The organism is Thauera sp. SDU_THAU2 (genome assembly GCF_038260575.1).
Lineage (GTDB): Bacteria > Pseudomonadota > Gammaproteobacteria > Burkholderiales > Rhodocyclaceae > Thauera.
In genome coordinates this window covers 4,547,129-4,568,643 of the sequence record NZ_JBBWUN010000003.1, presented here as the reverse complement: position 1 = coordinate 4,568,643, position 21,515 = coordinate 4,547,129, and the positions used below count along the sequence as shown (strand labels likewise).

19 protein-coding genes are annotated in these 21,515 nt (G+C 64.5%); 6 read left to right on the top strand and 13 right to left on the bottom strand.

Going from position 1 to position 21,515, the window contains the following annotated elements; genetic code table 11:
* Positions 1-28: 28 nt before the first annotated feature.
* Together AAFL97_RS23080 and relB are read right to left on the bottom strand one after the other, a co-directional pair.
* Positions 29-304, bottom strand: a complete 276-nt coding sequence (locus AAFL97_RS23080) for a type II toxin-antitoxin system RelE/ParE family toxin (RefSeq protein ID WP_341646920.1) — start codon at positions 302-304, stop codon at positions 29-31.
* Complete coding sequence (gene relB, locus AAFL97_RS23075) at positions 304-498, bottom strand: type II toxin-antitoxin system RelB family antitoxin (protein WP_341646919.1); 195 nt, start codon at positions 496-498, stop codon at positions 304-306. The genes AAFL97_RS23080 and relB overlap by 1 nt, the downstream gene beginning before the upstream one ends.
* 231 nt (positions 499-729) lie before the next feature.
* Between relB and AAFL97_RS23070 the strand changes: the two genes are divergently transcribed.
* Positions 730-1,398 (top strand): lipopolysaccharide kinase InaA family protein, encoded by a 669-nt coding sequence (locus tag AAFL97_RS23070; RefSeq protein ID WP_341646918.1) that lies wholly within the window; start codon positions 730-732, stop codon positions 1,396-1,398.
* 162 nt (positions 1,399-1,560) lie between these two features.
* Here AAFL97_RS23070 and msbA read toward each other — a convergent pair whose 3' ends face one another.
* Positions 1,561-3,360 carry a lipid A export permease/ATP-binding protein MsbA gene (gene msbA / locus AAFL97_RS23065; protein ID WP_341646917.1) on the bottom strand — a complete coding sequence of 600 codons (1,800 nt, stop codon included), beginning with the start codon at positions 3,358-3,360 and terminating at the stop codon, positions 1,561-1,563.
* Positions 3,361-3,529: 169 nt separating this feature from the next.
* On the opposite strand from msbA, the gene AAFL97_RS23060 reads away from it, so the two are divergent.
* On the top strand, positions 3,530-4,771 hold the full coding sequence (locus AAFL97_RS23060) for an O-antigen ligase family protein (protein ID WP_341646916.1): 1,242 nt from the start codon (positions 3,530-3,532) through the stop codon (positions 4,769-4,771).
* Here the strand turns inward: AAFL97_RS23060 and AAFL97_RS23055 are convergent.
* The 3 genes from AAFL97_RS23055 to AAFL97_RS23045 are packed head-to-tail and all read right to left on the bottom strand — an operon-like array spanning position 4,713 to position 8,506.
* Entirely contained in the window at positions 4,713-5,615 is a 903-nt protein-coding gene (locus tag AAFL97_RS23055; RefSeq protein ID WP_341646915.1) for a DUF6625 family protein, read from the bottom strand. The two genes, AAFL97_RS23060 and AAFL97_RS23055, sit on opposite strands and share 59 nt — an antisense overlap.
* Before the next feature lie 52 nt (positions 5,616-5,667).
* The gene (locus AAFL97_RS23050; RefSeq protein WP_341646914.1) at positions 5,668-6,753 is read right to left on the bottom strand and encodes a glycosyltransferase; all 1,086 of its coding nucleotides are present in this window, start codon (positions 6,751-6,753) and stop codon (positions 5,668-5,670) included.
* Position 6,754: 1 nt separating this feature from the next.
* Complete coding sequence (locus AAFL97_RS23045) at positions 6,755-8,506, bottom strand: carbamoyltransferase family protein (protein ID WP_341646913.1); 1,752 nt, start codon at positions 8,504-8,506, stop codon at positions 6,755-6,757.
* A gap of 169 nt (positions 8,507-8,675) precedes the next feature.
* On the opposite strand from AAFL97_RS23045, the gene rfbA reads away from it, so the two are divergent.
* The 3 genes from rfbA to AAFL97_RS23030 are packed head-to-tail and all read left to right on the top strand — an operon-like array spanning position 8,676 to position 12,069.
* The gene (gene rfbA, locus AAFL97_RS23040) at positions 8,676-9,560 is read left to right on the top strand and encodes a glucose-1-phosphate thymidylyltransferase RfbA (protein ID WP_341646912.1); all 885 of its coding nucleotides are present in this window, start codon (positions 8,676-8,678) and stop codon (positions 9,558-9,560) included.
* Positions 9,557-10,108 (top strand): dTDP-4-dehydrorhamnose 3,5-epimerase, encoded by a 552-nt coding sequence (gene rfbC / locus AAFL97_RS23035; protein WP_341646911.1) that lies wholly within the window; start codon positions 9,557-9,559, stop codon positions 10,106-10,108. The genes rfbA and rfbC overlap by 4 nt, the downstream gene beginning before the upstream one ends.
* Before the next feature lie 2 nt (positions 10,109-10,110).
* The gene (locus tag AAFL97_RS23030) at positions 10,111-12,069 is read left to right on the top strand and encodes an acyltransferase family protein (protein WP_341646910.1); all 1,959 of its coding nucleotides are present in this window, start codon (positions 10,111-10,113) and stop codon (positions 12,067-12,069) included.
* Between the two features lie 70 nt (positions 12,070-12,139).
* Here AAFL97_RS23030 and AAFL97_RS23025 read toward each other — a convergent pair whose 3' ends face one another.
* The 7 genes from AAFL97_RS23025 to AAFL97_RS22995 are packed head-to-tail and all read right to left on the bottom strand — an operon-like array spanning position 12,140 to position 18,795.
* Positions 12,140-12,880 (bottom strand): SDR family oxidoreductase, encoded by a 741-nt coding sequence (locus AAFL97_RS23025; RefSeq protein WP_341646909.1) that lies wholly within the window; start codon positions 12,878-12,880, stop codon positions 12,140-12,142.
* On the bottom strand, positions 12,877-13,215 hold the full coding sequence (locus tag AAFL97_RS23020; RefSeq protein WP_341646908.1) for a hypothetical protein: 339 nt from the start codon (positions 13,213-13,215) through the stop codon (positions 12,877-12,879). The genes AAFL97_RS23025 and AAFL97_RS23020 overlap by 4 nt, the downstream gene beginning before the upstream one ends.
* The gene (locus AAFL97_RS23015; protein ID WP_341646907.1) at positions 13,149-14,195 is read right to left on the bottom strand and encodes an FAD-binding oxidoreductase; all 1,047 of its coding nucleotides are present in this window, start codon (positions 14,193-14,195) and stop codon (positions 13,149-13,151) included. Before AAFL97_RS23015 ends, AAFL97_RS23020 begins: the two co-directional genes overlap by 67 nt.
* Entirely contained in the window at positions 14,192-15,625 is a 1,434-nt protein-coding gene (locus AAFL97_RS23010) for a UbiA family prenyltransferase (RefSeq protein ID WP_341646906.1), read from the bottom strand. The genes AAFL97_RS23015 and AAFL97_RS23010 overlap by 4 nt, the downstream gene beginning before the upstream one ends.
* A gap of 35 nt (positions 15,626-15,660) precedes the next feature.
* Entirely contained in the window at positions 15,661-15,903 is a 243-nt protein-coding gene (locus AAFL97_RS23005) for a hypothetical protein (RefSeq protein WP_341646905.1), read from the bottom strand.
* Positions 15,904-15,944: 41 nt separating this feature from the next.
* On the bottom strand, positions 15,945-18,116 hold the full coding sequence (locus AAFL97_RS23000) for a glycosyltransferase (RefSeq protein WP_341646904.1): 2,172 nt from the start codon (positions 18,114-18,116) through the stop codon (positions 15,945-15,947).
* Positions 18,076-18,795: a glycosyltransferase family 2 protein gene (locus AAFL97_RS22995; protein WP_341647226.1), complete on the bottom strand. Its 720-nt coding sequence runs from the start codon at positions 18,793-18,795 to the stop codon at positions 18,076-18,078. The genes AAFL97_RS23000 and AAFL97_RS22995 overlap by 41 nt, the downstream gene beginning before the upstream one ends.
* Positions 18,796-18,967: 172 nt before the next feature.
* Here AAFL97_RS22995 and AAFL97_RS22990 point away from each other — a divergent pair, with 172 nt between their 5' ends.
* On the top strand, positions 18,968-21,409 hold the full coding sequence (locus AAFL97_RS22990) for a hypothetical protein (protein WP_341646903.1): 2,442 nt from the start codon (positions 18,968-18,970) through the stop codon (positions 21,407-21,409).
* Positions 21,410-21,515: the final 106 nt, after the last annotated feature.

Sequence of the window (21,515 nt, the reverse complement as noted above, 5' to 3'; positions counted from 1 at the left end):
TGGCGGGGTTACCTGCTGCGTTCAGGAATCAGGGATATTCCTGTCTGGCATGCAGTACGTTGAGAACTTTGATGCAGGCCAGTTCGACGCGATACACAATGATGTAATTCGGATGGACGACGATTTCACGCGTGCCAAGCACCCGGCCGGGGCGAAACAAATGGGGATGTTCCGGCAAAGGCCAGGTGCTTTCTCGAATGGCATCACCCAGCCGCTCTGCTGCCCAAGGGTCGCGTTCACCAACGAACTCAATGATCGAGAGCAGATCTTCCTCCGCCCGAGCGCTCCAGACCACCGGAAGCATCACGCAACCTTCTGATGCTTGGCTTTCAGTTCGGCAATGCGCGCACTCATCCGCGCCATGACTTCATCGTGCGGAATCCCCGGGCGTGGATCATCGATCGCTTCCTGCACCTTCGCACGAAACCACTTGTCATGGCTATCAGCCTGCTCCTTGGTCTCGAACTCGGATACGCGGGGATCTAGAGGGGTGCTCATGGCAAGCTCCTGAATACGGGATTGCGAGCAACACGACAATGGCGCTGCTCGCGATGCGGCGTCGAACACGGTGATCGAGCGTATCACATACGCCCAAGACCTCCGGTTCGAAGCGCAGTTCCGAAGTCCATGTCAAGAAGGACCACCGCGATTGACGGTGTTCATCAAGCTGAAACTGCCGCTTCGCCGGCATGGCGGTTAAGATGCGCCTGTAACATTCTGACAACAGACATGTCCGACAGCGCGATCGACTATTCCACCCTGCGCGGCGACGCCGAAGTCGTCGAGGCCGACGGCCACGGCGAGAAGGTGTTGCGCCATGCCGACGGCAGCTATCTCAAGGTCTTCCGCCGCAAGCGGCTGTTGACGTCCGCCGCGTGGTACCCCTACGCGCGCCGCTTCGCCGACAACGCCGCTGCCCTCGCCCGGCTAGGCGTGCCCTGTCCGCAGGTGATCCAGGTGCATCGCTTCCCGGCCCTGCGCCGCGACGTCGTCCATTACCGTCCGCTGCCCGGTCTCACGCTGCGCCAGATCATCCAGGGCACGCGGCTGGAGAGCGGCACGCACGCGCTGCTCGGCCAACTCGGCCGCTTCGTCGCGACATTGCACGATGCCGGCGTATTCTTCCGCTCGATCCACCTCGGCAACATCGTCCTCGGCGAGGATGGCCGGCTCGGCCTGATCGACATCGCCGACATGCAGATCGGCCGCCGCCCGCTGCCGCGCTTCAAGCGCAAGCGCAATTTCGCCCACCTGCTGCGCTACCGCGAAGACCGCGCTTGGCTGATGGCCGACGGCGGCCAGGCCTTCGCCGAAGGCTATGCTGCACAAGCAGGCAAAGGCTACGAAGCAGCGGATCTGCAGGCGTGGCTGAACGCCACCGCCGGAGCTGGACGCTGAATAGCCTTAACGCGCTCTGCAGCCAAGCGGGCACGTGGTGACAGCACTGAAGGATCAGCCTTCAAGGCGTCGCAAGCTGGCCCTACCCGGCTATGCGCCCAGCCTTCAACAGCGCGATATGTGCCATCGGTACTCCGTACTCCTTTCGCTCACTACTCAGCATCATTCCACATCCTTAAACTGATGCGCGTGCAAACCGGCATAGTGGCCGCCGGCGGCGAGCAGTTCGGCGTGGGTACCACGTTCGACGATGCGGCCATGGTCCATCACCAGGATCAGGTCGGCCTTCTCGATCGTCGACAGCCGGTGGGCGATCACCAGCGTGGTGCGGCCGGAGGTAGCTCGGTCCAGCGCCGCCTGGATGTGGCGCTCGGACTCGGTGTCGAGGGCGGAAGTGGCTTCGTCCAGGATCAGGATCGGCGCATTCTTCAGCAGTGCGCGCGCGATCGCCAGGCGCTGGCGCTGGCCGCCGGACAGGGTCACGCCGTTTTCGCCGATCTCGGTATCGAAGCCCTGCGGCAGGCGGTCGATGAACTCCCTGGCGTAGGCCGCCTCGGCCGCGGCTTCGATGGCTTCGCGCGGCGCACCGGCAAGGTCGCCATAGGCGATATTGTTGGCCACGGTATCGTTGAACAGCGTCACCTGCTGGGTGACCAGGGCGATGTGGCGGCGCAGGTTGCGCAGGCGGTAGTCGCGCGAATCGACGCCGTCGATCAGGATCTGCCCTTCGCTGTAGTCGTAGAAGCGCGGAATCAGGTTGGCCAGCGTGGACTTGCCGCTGCCCGAGCGGCCGACCAGGGCCACCATCCGGCCGGGCAGAATATCGACATCGATGTCCTGCAGCACCGCCTGTTCGGCGCCGGGATAGCGGAAGTTCAGCCCCCGAATCTCGATGTGCCCTTCCAGGCGATCACGCTCGACCGTGCCCTTGTCCACCTCGGGCGCCTCGTCGAGCTGCTCGAAAATGCTTTCGGCGCCAGCCACGCCGCGCTGGATCGTGGAGCTGACTTCGGACAACTGGCGGATCGGCTTGGGCAGCAGGCCGGCGGCGGTGATGTAGGCAACCAGGTCGCCCGCAGTGGCATCGCCCCGCAGCAGCAGCACCAGGAACAGCACCACCGCCATCGCACCATAGGTGACGATCTGCAGGCTGGGCGTGAACACGGCGCCGGTCTTGACCATGCGCAGTTGCTTCCTGGTGTTGTCGACGCTGGCGCGGACGAAGCGTTCGGACTCGTAAGGTTCGCCACCGAAACTACGCACCACACGATAGCCCTGGATACTCTCCGACACCACGTGCGTCAGATCACCCATCGCCGCCTGGATGCGCTTGGCCTGCTTGCGGAACTTGCGGCTGGCCCGCCCCACCAGTACGCCGATCAAGGGCAGCACTGCGACCATGACGAAGGTCAGCTTCCAGTTCATCCACAGCAGGAAGCCGAACAGGAAAATCACTGTCAGGCCTTCCCGGAACACGACCTTGATCGCATCCGTCGCCGCCCCGGTGACCATCGTCACATTGAAGGTGATGCGCGAAATCAGATGACCGGAGTTTTGCTGATCGAAATAGCGGTTCGGCAGGCTCAGCAGGCTGTCGAACAGCTTGACCCGCAAGTCGTGCACCAGCCCGAGGGAAACCCGCGCGAGGAAGTAGTTGCCCAGGTAGGAACCCACCCCCTGCCACAACGCGATCAGCACGATCATCAGCGGCACCGCCTTCATCAGCGACATGCCGGCGAACAGTGCGTCGAGCGATGCCCAACCCACGCTGAACTGGGCGTTCGGGTCGTTGAGGCCATCGACGAAGTATTTCATTACCGTCGCCAGCATCGGCTGGGACGAAGCGAAGATGACGAAGCCGAGGATGCTGACAGCGAACGTGGCCCTGTAGGGCCGGACGTAGGCCAGCAGGCGGAGGTAGATTTTCAGGGAGGAAGCCGAAGAGGTCTTGTCTTGCGACATGTGACGCCGGGCGTTGACGCGATGCGGGAGTTTAGCATGCAGCTGACGCCTGCCTGCCGGAAACCTGCCTCACGGGAAGAAGGAGCGAAAGTGCCTTGCACATATTGAGTGCTACACTCCGTCTGCCTGCAAGGTTCATATCCTCCCACGCACGGCAACGCCTCCCTCAATGAATCTCGAGCACATGCTCCCGGCAATGACAAAGCAGAAGGCCCATCTTCCGGACAGAAATGAAAACATTCTTTTCATTCTGTCCGCGATATGGATTTCAGGATATTTCCTGCTGCCATTCGGCAAGATTCATCAGCAACTGTTCCATCTCTGCTTCACCCTGCCCGGCGCCTGGATTCTCCTGAAGAGCAGATTCGAAACGGGAATCCAGCCATCCGGGATTTTTCTGGCCTCCATGGCATATGGCGTCTATTACGTCATCAGCCTGGCTTGGGCGCCGCCTGAAAGCACCGTCGATCCTCTGGGCGAGATCAAGAGAGTCATCTATCTGATTCTATTCTGGATAGCACTGAACCACTGGATGAAGGCATCTCCGGAAAGGCTGGCGTCACTGGCGAAAGTGCTTACAGCAGCCGCACTGGTCGGGATGGGAGCCAATGCCGTACTGTTCTACGGCATCAACGGATTCGGCCTCGCAGATCGATTCGTGAGCATCGGCAGGCTATGGAACCCCCTGTGGTCCGGAGCGGCATATGGCGCCTTCGCCGTACTGATGTTCAGCTTGATGAACTGGAGGCATGCCTCTCTGGAGCGCAAGGAGAAGCTCCTCTACCTTCTGGCCTTCCTGGTCTTTGCGGCCGCAACGATCCTCACCCACAGCAGGGGACCGGTTGGCGCGATGCTGATCACATGCTCGGCCATACTGCTGACCAGCAACATGGCCATGAAAAGGAAAATAGCCTTATTGGTCACGACATCCATCGTGCTCCTCTCCCTTCTATACGTGATGGATGACTATTTCCGGCCCAGCATCGAAAGAGGGCAGAGCTACCGGCTGGATTTATGGCAAGGCTTCATGGAACGGGCAAGGGAGCACCCGATTTTCGGTTTCGGCGCTGGAGCGCAGGTTTTCATCCACGCCCCGGGAGAGTTCGTCGATGACTGGGGGCACTACCACAGCGTATATGTCGGCTCTCTCGTCGAACTGGGGATCACAGGCCTGCTGATGCATCTGTCCTTGTGCTGCATCGTCATCAGGACAGGATGGAAGCATCGGCACGACCTTCATGCCCGCATTGCACTCGTCCTGTTCATCTACACGATGATCATCGGCACCACCTTTGGCCAGGGCATCATCACGAGACCGGACGTGCAATGGACTCTTTTCTGGCTGCCGGCCATCATTCTTGCCACTTTCCCTCGCACGACGCGGGCAGGGGATGAAAGCCCTCGGCACTGATGGCCCAGCATGAACGTGCCGCCAAATCCGGCTCGGCAACCCGCTCTCCAGGAGCCAACTCTGCCCAGCGATGCCCTTTCCAGACAAGGAAATGGAGATACGGAAAATCACGTCCGCCGTCACGATCCGTATGAAGCCGCCCGTCGCGCCACACCCATTGCGTTGGAAAATCGAAACTGCCATCGGTCCAGGGGATGCGCGCATAGGGGGTACTGAATGCTTCAACGAACTCGCAGCGCTTGAGCATCGGGCTCAGCGCTCGGCGGCAACGCCGCAGCAGCTCCGGCCAGTTCTTGTTCTTCACGAACAACTTGCTGAACGCCTTTTCGTCGAAAGCCCGATGCGCCGGGTCAGCCAGTGCCGCCTGCCATCCAGGCACTTCCGTAAATGCTTTTCGCATCTTTTCATCATTGCGCAACAGGCACAAGTGTCCGGAAACCCGGGTCGAATGGGTGGACAACAAATCGTAGCATCCCAGGCGCTCATCATCGAAATAGCGACGCAGATCTCCATATACCAGATCGATGTCACCAAACCCCCAGAAATCGAAACCATCCAGGCAGTCGGCATGAACAAAACCGAGCGCAGGTTTCAGGTCGCACAGTTTGTAAGGATTCGGCGGAGCAAACTCGATGCCAAGCCGCTCGGAAACCAACGTGCAATACGCAGCATAGGACAGCTCACGGATCTCGACATTCGGGGGGCAGTCCTGCGGAGCACCACAATCCGAGAAAAACAGCCATTCGACGCTCGGATTGTAACGACAGCTCTGCAGAAAGAATGGCATCCAGAAAGGCCATTTCCCGAAATATGGAATGAGAAAACGAATCCGAGCCTGCCCCATCTTCACGCTCCGCCATAAGCACCGTTACACGTTTCTTCTGCCCACGCCTCGATCATCCAAGCCAGGCACGCAGGCAGCGAAACGCCATGAAGCACCGCCGTCCGTATTCGTCGGTGAACCTCGCCGGAACATGCACGCAACGGTCCACCGGCTCCGCACTCAGGACGTTCGCCAACGCAGCCGCGTTCCCCAACGGGAAGGTCCTGCCTACGCCCTCGACCACCTCTCTCCCGCCACCGCAGTCGCTGCAGATCACCGGCACACCCGCAGCCATCGCCTCCAGCAATACCATACCGAAGGGTTCATGGTCCGAAGTCAAGGCGAACACATCGAATGCCTTGAAATAGCGCCGTCCATTGGGCACTTGACCGAGAAAGCGCACCTGCGCTGCGATACCCAGTTCATCGGTCAATTTACGCAGCGCCCCCTCCAAGCGACCGCTTCCCATGATCGCCAGCAGGCTGTCCGCCGGCAGCCGCGGCAGGGCCTCGGCGAAGCCGCGGATCAGCGTGGCCTGATCCTTGTCCGGGTGCAGGCGGCCAACGTTGCCCACCACCCAGGCGTCGTGCGGCAGCCCCAACGCCTCGCGGGCCGTCTCGCGCGACACCTGTTCGGCCTGCACGGTTTCGACGTCGATCCGGTTGTGCAAGGTCTGGATGCGCTCGGGGTCCCAGGCCGGCAGGTGGGCGCGCATCTCGTCACGCACCGCATCGGACACGCCCAGCAACAGCAGGCGCGACTGGAAACGGCTGACGAACCAGCGCCGCATGGCACGCTCGAAGACACCGAAAGCGTGGAGAACGCCGACCACCGGCAAGCGGGTCGCCAGCAGGGCGATGTAAATCGGTTTGAAGCGGTGAGCGATACACAAGCGAAAATCCCGCCCGGCGACGATCTGCCGCAAGCGGCGCATGGCACCGAGCTTGAGGCCGCGGACCTCGCGGCTGTCGTAGCCGAGGAAGATCACCTCGTCCGAGGCCGAGCCACTCTCGGCTTCCGCGTTGGGCGCGCCCGTCAGATAAACGGTACAGACCTTGTACTGCGTATCTTTGAACAGCACCCCGTACTGGCGCGCGACGTCGAGGAAAGGGCCGTCATAGCCATGACAGAACTGCAGCACCCACGGCTGGCGGCTCATGTCAGGCCGCGCCTTCCTTCACCACCAGCACGTCCTCCATGATCAGATACTGCAGATCCGAGCCGAAGAACATGTTCAGCGCATCCGTCGGCGAGCAGATCATCGGCTCGCCGCGGCGGTTGAGCGAGGTGTTCAGCACCACGCCGTTGCCGGTGAGCTTTTCCAGTTCCTTCATCAGATCGTAGTAGCGCGGATTGAACTCGCGCTTCAGCACCTGGGCGCGGGCAGTGCCGTCCTCGTGCACCACTTCGGGCACCCGCGCCTTCCACTCCTCCGCCACTTCGAAGGTGAAGGTCATGAAGGGCGCCGGGTGTTCGGTCTGCAGCATCTGCGGTCCGACGGTGTCTAGCATACTGGGGCAGAAGGGACGCCAGCGTTCGCGGAACTTGATCTGCTCGTTGATGCGGTCGGCCACGCCGGCTGCGCTCGGGCAGCCGAGGATGGAGCGCCCGCCCAGTGCGCGCGGACCGAACTCCATGCGGCCCTGGAACCAGGCCACCGGGTTGCCGTCGGCCAGGATCTGCGCGATGCGCTGCGGCACGGCGGTTTCGCCGTCTGCGATCAGCTCCCAGCGCGGCTTCGACGGGTGCTTGGCGCAGGCAGCAATCACCTCTTCGTTGGTGTAGCGCGGGCCGAGATAGACGTGTTCCATCTTCTCGACCGGCACGCCGCGCTTCACCGACACCCAGGACGCCGCCCCCACCGCGGTACCGGAATCGCCCGAAGCCGGCTGGACGTAGAGCTCCTTCACTTCCGGGCGGGCGATGATCTTCTGGTTGAGCTTGACGTTGAGCGCGCCGCCGCCGGCGAAAGCCAGCCGGCCCGTCTCGCGCAGGATATCGCCCAGGTAGTGGTCCATCATCTGCAGCGCGAGATCCTCGAACAGCTTCTGCATGCTCGCCGCGTAGTGGATGTAGGGGTCGTCGGCGATGTCGCCATGCCGCATAGGCCCAAGCCACTGGATCAGCTTGGGCGAGAAATAATAGCCCTTGCCCTGCTCCTTGTAGCGGCGGAAGCCGATCACATTGGCGTAGTCGGTATCGATGATCAGTTCGCCGTTCTCGAACTTGGCCAAGCGCGAGAAATCGTACTTGGTCGGGTCACCATAGGGCGCCATGCCCATCACCTTGTACTCGCCGTCGAGCATCTCGAAGCCAAGGTATTCGGTGATCGCGCCGTACAGGCCGCCGAGCGAGTCGGGATCGTAGAACTCCTTGATCTTGTGGATGCGGCCGTTCTCGCCGTAGCCGAAGAAGGTGGTCGCGTACTCGCCCTTGCCGTCGATGCCCATGATCGCGGTCTTTTCGGTAAAACCCGAGCAGTGATAGGCGCTGGAGGCATGCGCAAGGTGGTGCTCGACCGGCTCGATCTTCACCTTCTTCAGGTCGAAGCCGAGCTGCTGCAGGCACCACTGGATGCGCTTCTTGTAGCGGTGGAAACGACGGTTGCCCGCCAGGATCGCATCCAGCCCGCGGTCGGGCGCGTACCAATAGCGCTTGGCGTAGTGCCAGCGCGCCTTGCCGAACAGGCTGACCGGCGCGAACGGAATCGCCACCACGTCCACGTCGGCGGGCTTGATGGCGGCAAAGTCCAGGCAGAACTTCGCCGACTCGTAGGGCATGCGGTTCTTGGCATGCTTGTCGCGGACGAAGCGTTCTTCTTCCGCCGCGGCAACGAGCTTGCCGTCGATGTAGAGCGCGGCGGACGGATCGTGGGTAAGCGCGCCGGAAAGGCCGAGGATGGTGAGCGCCAAGGTAGTCGTTCCTGCGTGAAGAGGATGGCCACCGGACACGGCAGGCCCGGCGTGGGAACCCGGCGGATGGCCGGCCCGAAAGGCCAGATTATAGCGTGGCACGGCTTGCCGCCATCGACGGCGGTAGCCGACAATGAACGGCAGGCCTACAAACTGCGAAAGAACCAAAATGAAAGGCATCATCCTCGCCGGCGGCTCCGGCACCCGGCTGTACCCGATCACCCGCGGCGTTTCCAAGCAGTTGCTGCCGATCTACGACAAACCGATGATCTACTATCCGCTGTCAGTCCTGATGCTGGCGGGGATTCGTGACATCCTGGTCATCTCCACGCCGAACGATCTACCAGGCTTCCAGCGCCTGCTCGGCAACGGCGACGGCTTCGGCATCCGCCTCAGCTACGCCGAACAGGCCAGCCCGGACGGCCTTGCCCAGGCGTTTCTCATCGGTGCGGAACACATCGGCCAGGATAGCGTCTGCCTGGTCCTCGGCGACAACATCTTCTACGGCCAGTCGTTCAGTGCGCAGTTGCGCACGGCAGCGGGGCGGAGCAAGGGCGCCACCATCTTTGGCTATCACGTCTCCGATCCGGAACGCTTCGGCGTGGTCGAATTCGATACGCAGGGGAAAGCCGTTTCGATCGAGGAAAAACCCGTACAACCGAAATCCAGCTACGCCGTCACCGGATTGTATTTCTACGACAACGACGTCATCGACATCGCCCGCTCAGTGCGCCCTTCTGCGCGCGGCGAGCTGGAAATCACCGACGTCAATAACGCCTACCTGCGGCGCGGCGACCTTCACGTCGAACTGCTCGGGCGCGGCTTCGCCTGGCTCGATACCGGCACCCACGACTCGCTGATGGACGCCGCTGCCTTCGTCCAGACCATCGAGAAGCGCCAGGGCATGAAAATCGCCTGCCTGGAAGAAATCGCCTTCCGCAACGGCTGGCTCGGCATCGACGACGTCCTTGCCGAAGCCCGGAAACTGGAAAAGACCGGCTATGGGCAGTACCTCGCCCAGGTCGTCCGTGAAGTGCAACGAGGCCGCCCATGAACGTCATCCGCACTGCCATCCCGGACGTGCTGATCCTCGAACCCAGGGTGTTCGGCGACAGCCGCGGCTTCTTCATGGAAAGCTGGAACCAGCGCGCCTTCGATGAGGCCGTCGGCCGCCGCGTCGCTTTCGTGCAGGACAACCACAGCCGCAGCCGCAAGGGCGTGCTGCGCGGCCTGCACTACCAGCTCGAGCACCCCCAGGGCAAACTGCTGCGCGTCACCCAGGGCAAGGTATTCGACGTCGCGGTGGACATGCGCAGCAACTCGCCCACTTTCGGCCAGCATGTCGCCACCCTGCTCGACGGCGACTCGCACCGCCAGTTCTGGATTCCCGAAGGCTTCGCCCACGGCTTCCTCGTGCTCAGCGAATCCGCCGACTTCCTCTACAAGACCACCGACTACTACCACCCGGCGTCGGAATGCAGCCTGCTGTGGAACGACCCGGCGCTGGCCATCGCCTGGCCGCTGGCGGAGATCGACGGCCAGCCGGCGCTGTCGGCGAAAGACGCGGCAGGGGCTCCGCTGGCGGGGGCGCCGGCATTTTAGTCATGCAAGAACGCCATCCCGGCAGGCTTTCCTATCGGCCGGACATCGACGGCCTCAGGGCCATCGCGATCCTGCTGGTGGTGGTCTTCCACTTTTTCCCGGCGCGGCTGCCCGGCGGTTTCATCGGTGTCGACGTCTTCTTCGTCATTTCCGGCTTCCTGATCTCCCGGATCATCTTCAGAAAGCTCGAAACCGCCGAATTCAGCTTCGCCGAGTTCTATGCTCACCGCGCCCGCCGCATTTTTCCCGCCCTCATCACGGTCCTGCTCGCAGGCTACGCTGCAGGCTGGTTCATGCTGCTGCCGGACGCATTCGGCAGCCTCGGCAAGCACATGGCCGGCGGCGCGGCATTCGTGCAGAACATCGTGCTGCTGCGCGAACACGGCTATTTCGACACCGCATCCGAGCTGAAACCGCTGCTGCACCTCTGGTCGCTGGCCATCGAGGAACAGTTCTACCTGCTCTACCCCTTGCTCGTCTGGACTGCCTGGCGGCTCGGATTCCATCTTGCCATCACCATCGGGCTGCTCTGCCTGCTGTCCTTCGCGCTCAACATCGCATGGACTCAAGATGCACCGGTAAAAGCCTTCTTCCTGCCCCTGACACGATTCTGGGAGCTGTTCGCCGGCGGCATGCTGGCCTGGCTGCTGACGCGCGGCGAACGGCGGAGGCCTGCTGCCGAAGCGTTCGCAGTGCTTGCCTCGGCATCAGGCCTGCTGCTGATCGCCACGGCGCTCGTCCTTGTCGATCATGACACGCCCTTCCCGGGCTGGTCGGCGCTGCTTCCGGTCATCGGCGCCTGCCTGCTGATCGCTGCCGGCCCCCACAACTGGATCAACAAGCACATCCTCGGCAACCGTGCGGCCGTCTTCATCGGCCTGATCAGCTATCCGCTCTACCTGTGGCACTGGCCCATCATCAGCCTCACCCGCATCGCCACACCCGAAGCGCCCTCGCTCGCCATCCGCGCTGCAGGTCTGCTGCTCAGCTTCGTGCTCGCCTTTCTCACCTACCGACTCATCGAGCGCCCCATCCGCTTCGGCGCCCGCGTCCCGACCCTGCTTCTCTGCGTGCTGCTGGCCCTCACCGGCGGCTTCGGCTACCACGCCTGGCAGCGCCACGGCTATCCGGAGCGTTATCCCCCGCAAGTCCAGGCGCTGCTGCAAGCCGACGACTACGACACCTGGTTCGCCGCGGTCCGCACCGGGGCGTGCCATCTGCAAACGGCCGAAGCCAGCGAACGCTCGGCGGACTGCATCGAAACCCGGCGCCCACTGCTCATGCTGTGGGGCGACTCCCATGCCGCCTCGCTCTACCCCGGGCTGCATCATCTGCAGAACCGCCAGGGCTTCGGCATCGCCCAGTTCACCCAGGCGGGCTGCGGACCGGTGCTCGACCTGCCGGTGCTGCTGCACAAGAAGAACTGCAACACGCTCAATCGCCAGGCGCTCGCCGCTGCCCGCGATTATCAGCCCGAAATCCTCATCCTTCATGGCGCATGGCTGCACGCACACTGGCCGATCGACGTTCTCACGCTGGAGACGAAGCTGAGGATCACGCTCGACACCGCCCGCAGCGCCCTGCCGAATACCCGGATCATCGTCATCGGGCCGGTGCCGCAATGGCACAACTCGGTGAACAAGCTGGTCTACGAATTGTGGCAAAGCGATCCTTTCCATCGCTATCCCGGCCAGTACATGCGCCATGGCCTGATCGAAGAGCTCGCCGACTACGAACGCGCACTTGCCGAGACGGCACACGAGGCCGGCGTCGGCTTCATCTCGGCCCGCGCGCCGCTCTGCACCCCGGAAGCTTGCATGACACGGCTCGGGCCGGAAATCGACGCACCGCCGATCTATGTCGACTTCGGCCATCTCACCACCGCGGGCTCGATCCATCTCGTCGAAGCGATACGCAATCAGATTTTCGGCGACATCGTTACCGATCCAGCCTCATATTGATGCGGATTGCGGGCATGGCGGGCGTGGTTGATGGGCAGCGCCGCCGGCGAAACCCACGCGGCCCGACCCATCACAACTTCAGGCGCTTGAACAGGCTCTCGGGCACACTACGCACCGCGAACATGATCCAGCGCCAGAAGCCCGGCGCATAGAAGACGTCCCAGCCAGCGGCGATGCCGCGCACGATCCGCGCCGCCACCACCTCCGGCGCAGCAACCAGCGGGCCCGGCAGCGGCAACCCGCGTGTCATCGGCGTATCGACGAAACCGGGCTTGATCGTCACGACCTTCACGCCATGGCGGAACATGCGTGCGCGCAAACCCTGGCAATAAACCGTCACCGCCGCCTTGGCGCTGCCATAGACATGGTTCGAACCCCGGCCGCGATCGCCGGCCACCGACGAAATCACCGCGATCGTGCCTTTGCCCTGGCGCTCGAAAGACTGCGCCAGCCAGCCAAGCACACCGATCACCGAGCTGCAATTGACTACGTGGTGATGCAGGGCAAGATCCACGTTGCGCTCGCACTCGGCCTGATCCGGCAGCGAACCATGACCGACCAGGACGAGATCCACCTGCCCCAGCGCCGCAAAGGCCGCCGCCGCCATCCCCTGATGGGCGGCGAAATCGGTCATGTCCATGCAATGGATCGCCACCTCCGCAGCGCCCCGTCCCCGCAAATCGTCCGCCACCATCTTCAGACGCTCGCCATTGCGCCCGACCAGGAAGAAAGCCGCCCCATCGGCGGCCCACAAGCGTGCGCACGCCACGACGATCGCCGACGTCGCACCCACCAGCAGAATCCTCTTCATTCCAGCACCCGCCTCCAGAAACGGGACATCAATCTCGGCTCACGCAGCGCCTCCACCCTTTCCCAGCCAGGATAGGCCGCACGGAAGTGTTCGCCGCTCATGTGAGCATCCTTGGCCGGATAAAGCCGTCCGCCAGCCTCATGCACGATGCGGTCCAGTCGCTGCAACAAATCCCCCAACCCCGGGCCCTGGGCAAAATCGAGCGCGAGGGACACCCCCGGCATCGGAAAGGAAAGCCAGCCCGGCGAGACCAGCCCGCCACAACGCTTCAATACGGCCAGGAAGGATCCCGCCCGCGACCGCCCCACCTCTTCCAGCACCGCGCCGACGGCCATCTCCGCATTCGCCTCCGGCACCACGCACTGAAACTGCTGGAAGCCCTTTCGCCCGTATATCCGGTTCCACTGCCCGATTCCGTCCAGCGGAAAGAAAACGGTTCGATCCGGGCCTCGCTCCGCGTCCGGCTGGCCGGATGCCGGTGCCAATAGGCACAATTGAAAGCCGTCACGCTCCAGCGGTTCACCAGCGACACGGGCGGCGTGAAAGGCACTGCCCACGAAGCCTGCCGCGACAGGCCACCCGCGTACCGTTCTCCGCCATCGGCATGATCACCCCAGAACGCCACTCCGCGCCCGACGCCCTTGTCCCGCGCCACGCAGTCGACCCAGGCCACTGCATACTCATGCTGCTCGTCGTACTCGGCGGACAAGGCAAAAAACTCCGCCAGGCTGTCGAAACGTTGCGTCTGCACCTCGATCCGATCCGAACGCACTGGCATCAGGCGCAACTCGGCCCAGCAGATAACGCCACTCAGGCCCAGTCCCCCGACCGTCGCCGCAAACAACTCGGGCTCCTGCTCTGCGGAGCAGACCACCTCCTCGCCATGGCGCAGCAAGCCCAGCGCCGTCACGTGGCAGCCGAAAGTGCCCCGGCGGTGGTGATTCTTCCCATGCACGTCATTGGCGATGGCACCGCCCAGCGTCACGAAGCGGGTGCCAGGCACCACCGGCAGGAACCATCCCCGCGGCAGCGCGCAGGCCAGGATGTCCGCCAGCAGGACGCCGCTCTCCGCCCGCAGCACACCGCGCTCCCAATCGGCTGCGACGATGCGGTTCAGCCCGGTCATCGCCAAAACATGGCCACTCTCCGCCAGGCAGCTGTCGCCATAACTCCGGCCATTGCCGTAGGGCAGGCAGCTTCCTGCCTGCGCCGCAGCCTGCTCCAGCAGGCCAGCCAATTCGTCGGGCCAGGCCGGATGGTGGCCCAGTTGGGGGCAATCCGGATAGCAGCCCCATGAGAGCAGTTTCCCATTCATGCCGCGACTCCGAAAATCAGCAGGAAGGCGACGCCAATGGCGATGCTGGTCCGGTCGCGCAGGGCGAACACCATCGGATCGTCGTGCATCTCGCCACGGTGGGCCAGCATCCACATTCGCGTCAGCCAGAAAAGCAACAGAGGGCAAGCCATCCAGATCAGCTCCGGACGGGCGTAAGCCGCCGCGGTCGCCGGGTCGTGAATGTACAGCGCCAGCACCAGCACCGACAGATAACCTGCCGCTGCGCCCAGCGGGCCAAGCATTTCCAGGTCGCTGGGCAGATAGCCTCGCCCACGCCCCCCCACATCCGCGCCGCTGGCCCGTGCATCGACCAGTTCGGCATAGCGCTTCAGCATCGCGAGGCTGAGGAACATGAACATCGAGAATGCCAGTATCCAGAAGGACAGCGGCACCTGCGCCGCCGCCGCGCCGGCGACGATGCGGAAGGTATACAGCACGGCGAGTGCGATCACATCCAGGCCGATCATGCGCTTGACGTGAAGCGAATACGCCAGCGTCAACAGATAGTAGCCTCCCATCGCTGCTACGAACGGCCATGGCAGCAGGAGCGCCGCCAGCCCAAAGGCGGGCAGCAGCAGCAAAGGCGACACCAGCAACCCCGCCGCCACCGGCAGTTTTCCCGCGGCGAATGGCCGTTCCCGTTTGCGCGGATGGCGCCTATCCTCTTCGAGATCGAGCAGATCGTTCAGCAGATACACGCTCGATGCACACTGGCCGAACAGCACGAAAGCGGCAAACACGGCCAGCAGACGCGAGGGATCGTCGAACACATGGGCGGCCAGCAAGGGCACGAACAACAGGATGTTCTTCGCCCACTGGTGCACGCGCAGTGCACTCAGCCAGTCCCGCCACGCCTGGCCGCGCCGATCGGCAGCGGCGCCGAGCACGCCGGCAACATTGCCCTGCGCGCACGCGCGACGCAACAGCCCTTCACCGGCATTCACCACATAGGCATGGCGCGCAGCACGCCAAACCGGCAGGTCCGCGGACGCATTCCCGGCGTAGTCGAATCCTCTCTCGCCGAAACGCTCGACCAATAGATCACGCTTGAGCCCACCCGCCAGGTTCGTGGTCTCCGTCGATGCGACGATTTCATCGAAGCAGCCGAGATGCTCCGCCACGGCGTCCGCAAGCGACACATGACTCGCCGTCGCCAGCACCACCGGCCGCCCATCGCGTCTGGCCTCGTCGATCAGCGCCAGCACTGCCGGCTCGTACGGCAAAGTCGTCACATCGACCTCGCCCCGCTCGGCCAGCCTGGTCTTCAGCAACGCCTTTCCTTGCCCCAGCCACAGCAGCGGCCGCATCGCCTCCAGAGGCGAGCGCCGCAGGTAACGCAGCCCGCACTCCACCAGCAGGTCGCTGCGAATCAGCGTTCCATCCAGATCAACGACAAGGGGACAAGCCACACCACATCCTCACGATACTCGAATCGGCAAAGCCGTCATTCTCCCGCATCAGGACAGCCATCCTCGGCAAGCACCGCCAGCAGGGCCTCGACCCCGCTCGCAGCGTCCCTGTTCGACGCATTTGCATGAACCACCGGGAGACCACAGGTCACGGCCAGGTCGACACCGCCATCTCTAGCCCCGGAACAACTGAAATACGCATCGGCCGCCAACAGCCAGGGCAGAGAATCGACATCCGCGTGAATGAACAGATGCCGCCCGGCCAGCGGCAGGCGCAAGACCTCGTCCGCAGCCTCGGTCCAGGTTTCGTCAATCGTCCCTACGCCGGGCGCCCCTTTACCGAGTTCCCCTTTGCCAGGCCCCCCAGCCACACGAAGACCACGCCATTGCGCACCGCCGCCACAGCCTCTGCAGCGCGGGCGAAATCCAGCAGGCCGTCATTCACCTCACTGTCTCCAATACCGATCACCAGCCGGGTGGCATCCGGCACGCCCAGCGCATCACGGCAGACACGTCGCTGTTCGGCTCGCATCAGCCGAACGGCTTCGCTGTTGCCACGGCTACTGCCATTACCACCGTTGGCCGCCTCGGACATCTGTCCACCCGGCACGCCTACAGCAGCGGGCTCACTCACCACCACCCGTCCACCAACGGCATTTATCGCATCAGACGGTGCGATGCGCGGGCGACGCAAGAGGCCCACCAAAGCACGCAGTGGTGCAGTCAGCCGCCACGAAGTCGAGGTTCGCAGCGCCCGCGCCTCGCCCTCGGCGCAGGCCAAGCGCTGACGCAACTCCTCGGTTTCAGCCCGTGCGGCCGCCAGTTCGCCGTCAAGAAAATCGACATGGCCACGGACACCAGCGTCAGCAACCTGCCATGAACGATGCACGCCATCCAGCTCCCGTGTGCGGAATTCCAGCCAGTCGCGCGCCTCTCGCATGCCGGCAAAGGCCTGCCACAGCAGGGTCTGCCCGCCGCCTGCTTGTGCCGATGCAAGCTCCGGCTGCACGGCCAGCAAGACATGATAGTCCGCCGCCATCTGCGCCGCCGTGCGCGCCGGGCGGCGGCGCAACTCCGCTGCGGCAGCCTCCAGATGCTGGGGCGCTGCTGCCAGTTCGCGCAGGCTGTCCAGTATTGCCGACGCCTCGGGCGGCACCAGCCAGCCGGTTACGCCATCCTCGATACGCTCGGCGAAAGCACCCAGCGCCGTCGCCACTGCCGGCACCGCCAGTGCCTGCATCTCGCTCAGGGTATAGCTGAAGGACTCGGGCAGCACTGCTGGCAGCAAGGCGCAATCAGCGCCGAAAGCCGCCACATGCGCCGCCATCTGCATCGGTCCGTATTCGACCACCACCCGCACGTGCGGCAGATAAGCGAAAGCCTGGCCGGCGTCGCCGCTGCCCAGCAGCAGCACGTCGGCAAAATCCGCCAGCGCCGGCAGCAGCTCGCGCACCAACCCCAGCCCCTTGTGCGGCAACAACCGCCCCGGCACCACCACCCGCAAGCGCCGCACCGCGGCACCCGTCGGCCCATCCCGCCGCGTCAGCGGCGGTGGGCACAGCGCCAGGCCATGCTGCACCAGGTGCCAGGGTTTGTCCGCCAGCACGGGCAGCAGAGTACGGTAACGCTCGAGCACCGAACGGCTCGGCGCCACCACCGTCACCGCCGGTCCCGCCAACACCCGAGCAAAGGCTTCGCGCAGTACCAGCCATGCCTGCGGCGAGGCTTGATGCCAGAACACATTGAGATTGTTGCCGGCGAAGCAGCGGCGCAGGCGCTCGCCATCGCAGTCCGTGCAGGCTCCGTCGTACCAGCCGAACAGCGCCGGGCAGAACGGAAACAGGTCGTGCATCACCCAGAGCGTCGGCCTGCCGCTGCCGAATACTTCCAGCGCATGCCCGATCAGCGAAGACACCACCACCACCTGCACGCCGCAGGCGTCCAGCACCGCATCGAACACCGCCCGCCAACCGGCGTGATGCTCCGCGCAGAAGGCGATCGGCTCGTCCAGGTCCCAAGCCAGCAGCACAGTGTCGGAGACACCCGGCTCCAGCAGTTCGAGCCTCACCCCGGCGTCGTTGCGTCCGGTGCGCGAGCGCAGGCACAAGTGCCGTGCCTGCGTATCTGCGGTCGCCATGTCGCGCACCCAGCGCTCGGTGCCACCACCCCAGCCATGCAGCAGGTGCAGCCACACCGGCCTGCCGTCGGTCTCCGGAGTGCCGGCCACCGGCAGCGGCAGGCCGCCGGCCGGGCAACGCTCCATGCCCGCATAGCTGTGCAGCATCCTCGGCGTGGGCGGTGGCATGGCGCCTCGAGCCGGCTCGGTGGCCCGCTCCACGCGCAGTGCATCGGCCTCCGCGCCGCCCAGTGCCTCACGCGCAGCATCCACCGCATCGCGCAGCGGCCGCAGCGGATCGGCGGCGATGAAGGTGCGCACCACACCGTCGTACTCAGGATGCAACCGTCGCAGCGCCTCCGCGCCGGCAGCCATCAACGCCTCCCGTCCAGCGCCGAAGCTCACGCCACCCTTGTGGTGAGACGAACACGTCCGCACACAGCAGGTTGCGCCAGCCGGCCTTCGCCGCGCGGCGGCACAGATCGTTTTCCTCGCCATAGCCACGGCCGAAAGCCGCTTCGTCCAGCAGCCCGACCTGGTCGAGGCAGGAACGCCGCAAGTACATGCAGAAGCCCACGCCAGTCGGCAGGTCGGCCGCCACACCCGCCAGCGTGCGCGCGAACAGGGCATCCAGCCCCGCCAGCCCCAGCGTGCCGGGCACCTCGCCCGTCCAAGCTTCGAACGGGTAGGAGCAGATCGTCGCATTGTTGGAAAACGGCGTGATCGTCCCGGCGTCAGGATGCTCTTCGGCGCAGCGCAGCAAGCGCGCCAGCCAGTCACCGGCCACCTCGGTATCGCTGTTGAGCAGCACCACGTCCCGCTGCGGATGCAGCGCCAGCGCCCGGTTCACCGAACCGGTGAAACCCAGGTTGTACGCGTTGCGCAGCAAGGTGATGCTCCCTGCCGCTGCCAGTTCGTCCAGCCAGGCGGACAACGCTGGCTCCGGCGAACAGTCGTCCACCACCACCAGTTCGTGCACGGCTCCGCCGCCGGCGAACACCGCCTCCAAACAGCGCCGCACGAACGCCTCGCCGGAATAGACCGGCACGATCACATCGATCAAGATTTACCTTCTCCCGCAAACCACCCATCCGCGGCACAGCATGCGCGCCGCCTGTTGGCGAACCCGTGATAATACCCGCCCCCCAACCAACGGCGTGCGGCCATCATCGACAGCCCGGCAGGCCTTCTATACACTGCGCCGCACCGCCCGCCTCCGCTGCTTCATGCCATCCCGCATCACCCGCGCGCTCCTGCATCTCGCCCTGCTCCTGACTGCGGTCTGCATCTTCGTGCCCCTGCTACCCACCCTGGCACAGGATGGGCTGGATGAGTCGTGGATGTTCGGCATGAATACCGCGCTGGCCCAAGGGCTGGTTCCGGGGCGCGACATCGTCTTCACGCTGGGCCCCTACGCCGCCATCTACACTCGGGCCTACCATCCGGCGACCGACGCCGGCATGGTCTGGGGATCACTCTTCCTCGCCCTGTCGTTCGCTTTCGTGTTGCAACGGCTGTGCAGACAGGCCGGCTGGCCACGGCTTCTGCTCGTCCTTGCCGTGTTCGCCGGAATCGCCTATTCGCGCGATGCCCTGCTGCTCTTCGTCCCGCTGCTGGCAGGCGCCTACGCCTACGGCCTCGCCCGCCGCGGCACGCACGACAGCCTGCGTACTCCTGCCACGCTCGCCGCACTCGCGCTGGCCTACGCTCCGTTCGGCCTGCTGGTGCTGGTGAAAGGCTCGATGCTCGTCGGCTGCGTGGTCACGCAATTGCTGGGCGTGGCCCTGTTCCTCGTCCGGCGCCAGGCACCTGCCGCGCTGACCATTCTGCTCGCACCACTATCCGGCGCGCTGCTGTTCTGGAGCCTCGCAGGCCTGCCCCTGGGAGCCCTCCCCGATTACTTCAGCACCATCTTCCCGATCATCTCGGGCTACACCGAGGCCATGGCCACCTCCGGCCCCCTGGCCGAAGTGCTGCTCTACCTGTTCGTCATCGCCGCGCTGACCACCTGCCTGACGATCGGGGAAAAAGAACACGGCCTGGCCGCAGTCTATTTCGTCCTGGTCTTTGCCGCGTCGGCCTTCCTCGCCTTCAAGGGCGGCTTCGTCCGCCACGACGGCCACGTCGGCCACGCGCTGCTCGCTGCCTGCCATCTCGTTCTCGCCGCACTGCTGGTCCATCTGCTCAGACCATCGCGCGCAACACTGGCGCTGGTGTTCGTCAGCCTCCTGGCCTGGCTCGGCAGCAGCGTCCATCACGCAATTCCCCGCGCCGGCTTCGCGCTCATCCCGCCGACCTTCGTCATGCCAGACAGGCTGCTGCTGCAAAAGCAGCTCGAAGCCGGCGAATGGACCGCCGCCGCCCGGCTCAGCCTGTCGGCCGGCGCCCGCCATTTCGTCAGCAGCGTCCGCAATAACTACGGCGAAGCCGCACGCGGCCTCGCCATCCGCCTCGGCAACGGCGCCAGCCTCGACGAACGACATGCCGAACGGATTGCCGCGATCGCCGCCCGCGCCAGCTTGCCGCAACTGCCCGGCAGCACCGATATTTACTCCTTCCGCCAGACCCGCCTGATCGCCACCGGCAACCAGTGGAACCCGCGACCGGTGTTCCAGAGCTACACCGTCTACACCCCTGCGCTGGCCGAACTCAACCGCCGGCATCTCGTCGCCGAACACGCACCCGACAACATCCTGCTGCGCCTCGAACCGATCGACGGCCGCCTGCCCGCGCTCGAAGACGGCCCGAGCTGGCCCGCTCTGCTCAGCCATTACGCCCCGGCAGGCTTCGACAACGGTTATCTGCTGCTGAAGAAAGCCCCCCCGGCAGCCACGGTCACGGTCACGGCGCTGCCTGCCCAGCGCGGCAGACTCGGCCAGCGCATCGAACTGCCGGGCGGCAGCACGCCGCTGCTGGCCCGGGTCCACACCAGGCCGAGCCTCATCGGTAAGCTGGCCGCGCTGTTCTACAAGCCGACGCCGCTGCACATCACGCTCGAGCTGCAAAACGGCAGCACGCGCGACTACCGCTTCGTCAGCAGCATGGCACAGGCCGGCTTCCTCCTATCGCCCTTCATCGGCAGCGCCGCCGATTTCGCCCGCCTCTACGACGGCGCCCGGCTGCCCGCCGGCCTCGCCGTCACGGCAGTCACGGTGCACGGCGACACCCGGCTATGGCAGGAAGATTTCGACATCGAACTCACTCCGCTGGCATTGCCGGCGGCTGCGTCCATCACGCCGCGGCTGCCCGGCCTAGCCGTGCCGCAGCCGGTACCCCTGCCCCTCCGGGAGGCAGCCCATTGCGACGGCAGCATCGCCCGCATCAATGGAACCCGCTCCCATGACGCGCAGATCGTGGAAGGGCTGCTTCACACCACCGGCTGGTCGGCCCGTTCGATCCAGTCCGGTGAAGCAGCACACGGCATCCAGCTCATCCTCACCGACACTGCCGGCCGGCACCTGCGCCTGCAAACCCAGCCCGACCCGCGGCCCGACCTCGCCACCTATTTCGAGCAGCCGCAGCTCGCGGACAGCGGCTACGTCGTCGCCGCCGACCTGCGGGGCTTGAGCGGCGAGTACACCTTGCGTGTCGCGCATGAACACGAAGGCGAGATCAGGCTTTGTCCGTCCCCGGTGATTCCGTTGCGGTTGAGCGATACGAGCCGATGAGGAGGGAGGCCATTCCGGATACGATGGGTTCATGGGGTGATGGGTTTCGCTGCGCTCTGCCCATCCTACTTCATTGTCATCAGCAGGATGGGTAGGGCCGCAGGCG

Bases quoted from the DNA above. Each gene is read 5' to 3' on its own strand.
- AAFL97_RS23015 (WP_341646907.1), bottom strand. From the start codon at position 14,195: ATGAATGGGAAACTGCTCTCATGGGGCTGCTATCCGGATTGCCCCCAA.
- AAFL97_RS23000 (WP_341646904.1), bottom strand. From the start codon at position 18,116: ATGGCTGCCGGCGCGGAGGCGCTGCGACGGTTGCATCCTGAGTACGAC.
- msbA (WP_341646917.1), bottom strand. From the start codon at position 3,360: ATGTCGCAAGACAAGACCTCTTCGGCTTCCTCCCTGAAAATCTACCTC.
- relB (WP_341646919.1), bottom strand. From the start codon at position 498: ATGAGCACCCCTCTAGATCCCCGCGTATCCGAGTTCGAGACCAAGGAG.
- AAFL97_RS23020 (WP_341646908.1), bottom strand. From the start codon at position 13,215: ATGGCCGTCGGCGCGGTGCTGGAAGAGGTGGGGCGGTCGCGGGCGGGA.
- AAFL97_RS23060 (WP_341646916.1), top strand. From the start codon at position 3,530: ATGAATCTCGAGCACATGCTCCCGGCAATGACAAAGCAGAAGGCCCAT.
- rfbC (WP_341646911.1), top strand. From the start codon at position 9,557: ATGAACGTCATCCGCACTGCCATCCCGGACGTGCTGATCCTCGAACCC.
- AAFL97_RS22990 (WP_341646903.1), top strand. From the start codon at position 18,968: ATGCCATCCCGCATCACCCGCGCGCTCCTGCATCTCGCCCTGCTCCTG.
- AAFL97_RS23080 (WP_341646920.1), bottom strand. From the start codon at position 304: ATGCTTCCGGTGGTCTGGAGCGCTCGGGCGGAGGAAGATCTGCTCTCG.
- AAFL97_RS23025 (WP_341646909.1), bottom strand. From the start codon at position 12,880: ATGAAGAGGATTCTGCTGGTGGGTGCGACGTCGGCGATCGTCGTGGCG.
- rfbA (WP_341646912.1), top strand. From the start codon at position 8,676: ATGAAAGGCATCATCCTCGCCGGCGGCTCCGGCACCCGGCTGTACCCG.
- AAFL97_RS23050 (WP_341646914.1), bottom strand. From the start codon at position 6,753: ATGAGCCGCCAGCCGTGGGTGCTGCAGTTCTGTCATGGCTATGACGGC.
- AAFL97_RS23055 (WP_341646915.1), bottom strand. From the start codon at position 5,615: ATGGGGCAGGCTCGGATTCGTTTTCTCATTCCATATTTCGGGAAATGG.
- AAFL97_RS23070 (WP_341646918.1), top strand. From the start codon at position 730: ATGTCCGACAGCGCGATCGACTATTCCACCCTGCGCGGCGACGCCGAA.
- AAFL97_RS23030 (WP_341646910.1), top strand. From the start codon at position 10,111: ATGCAAGAACGCCATCCCGGCAGGCTTTCCTATCGGCCGGACATCGAC.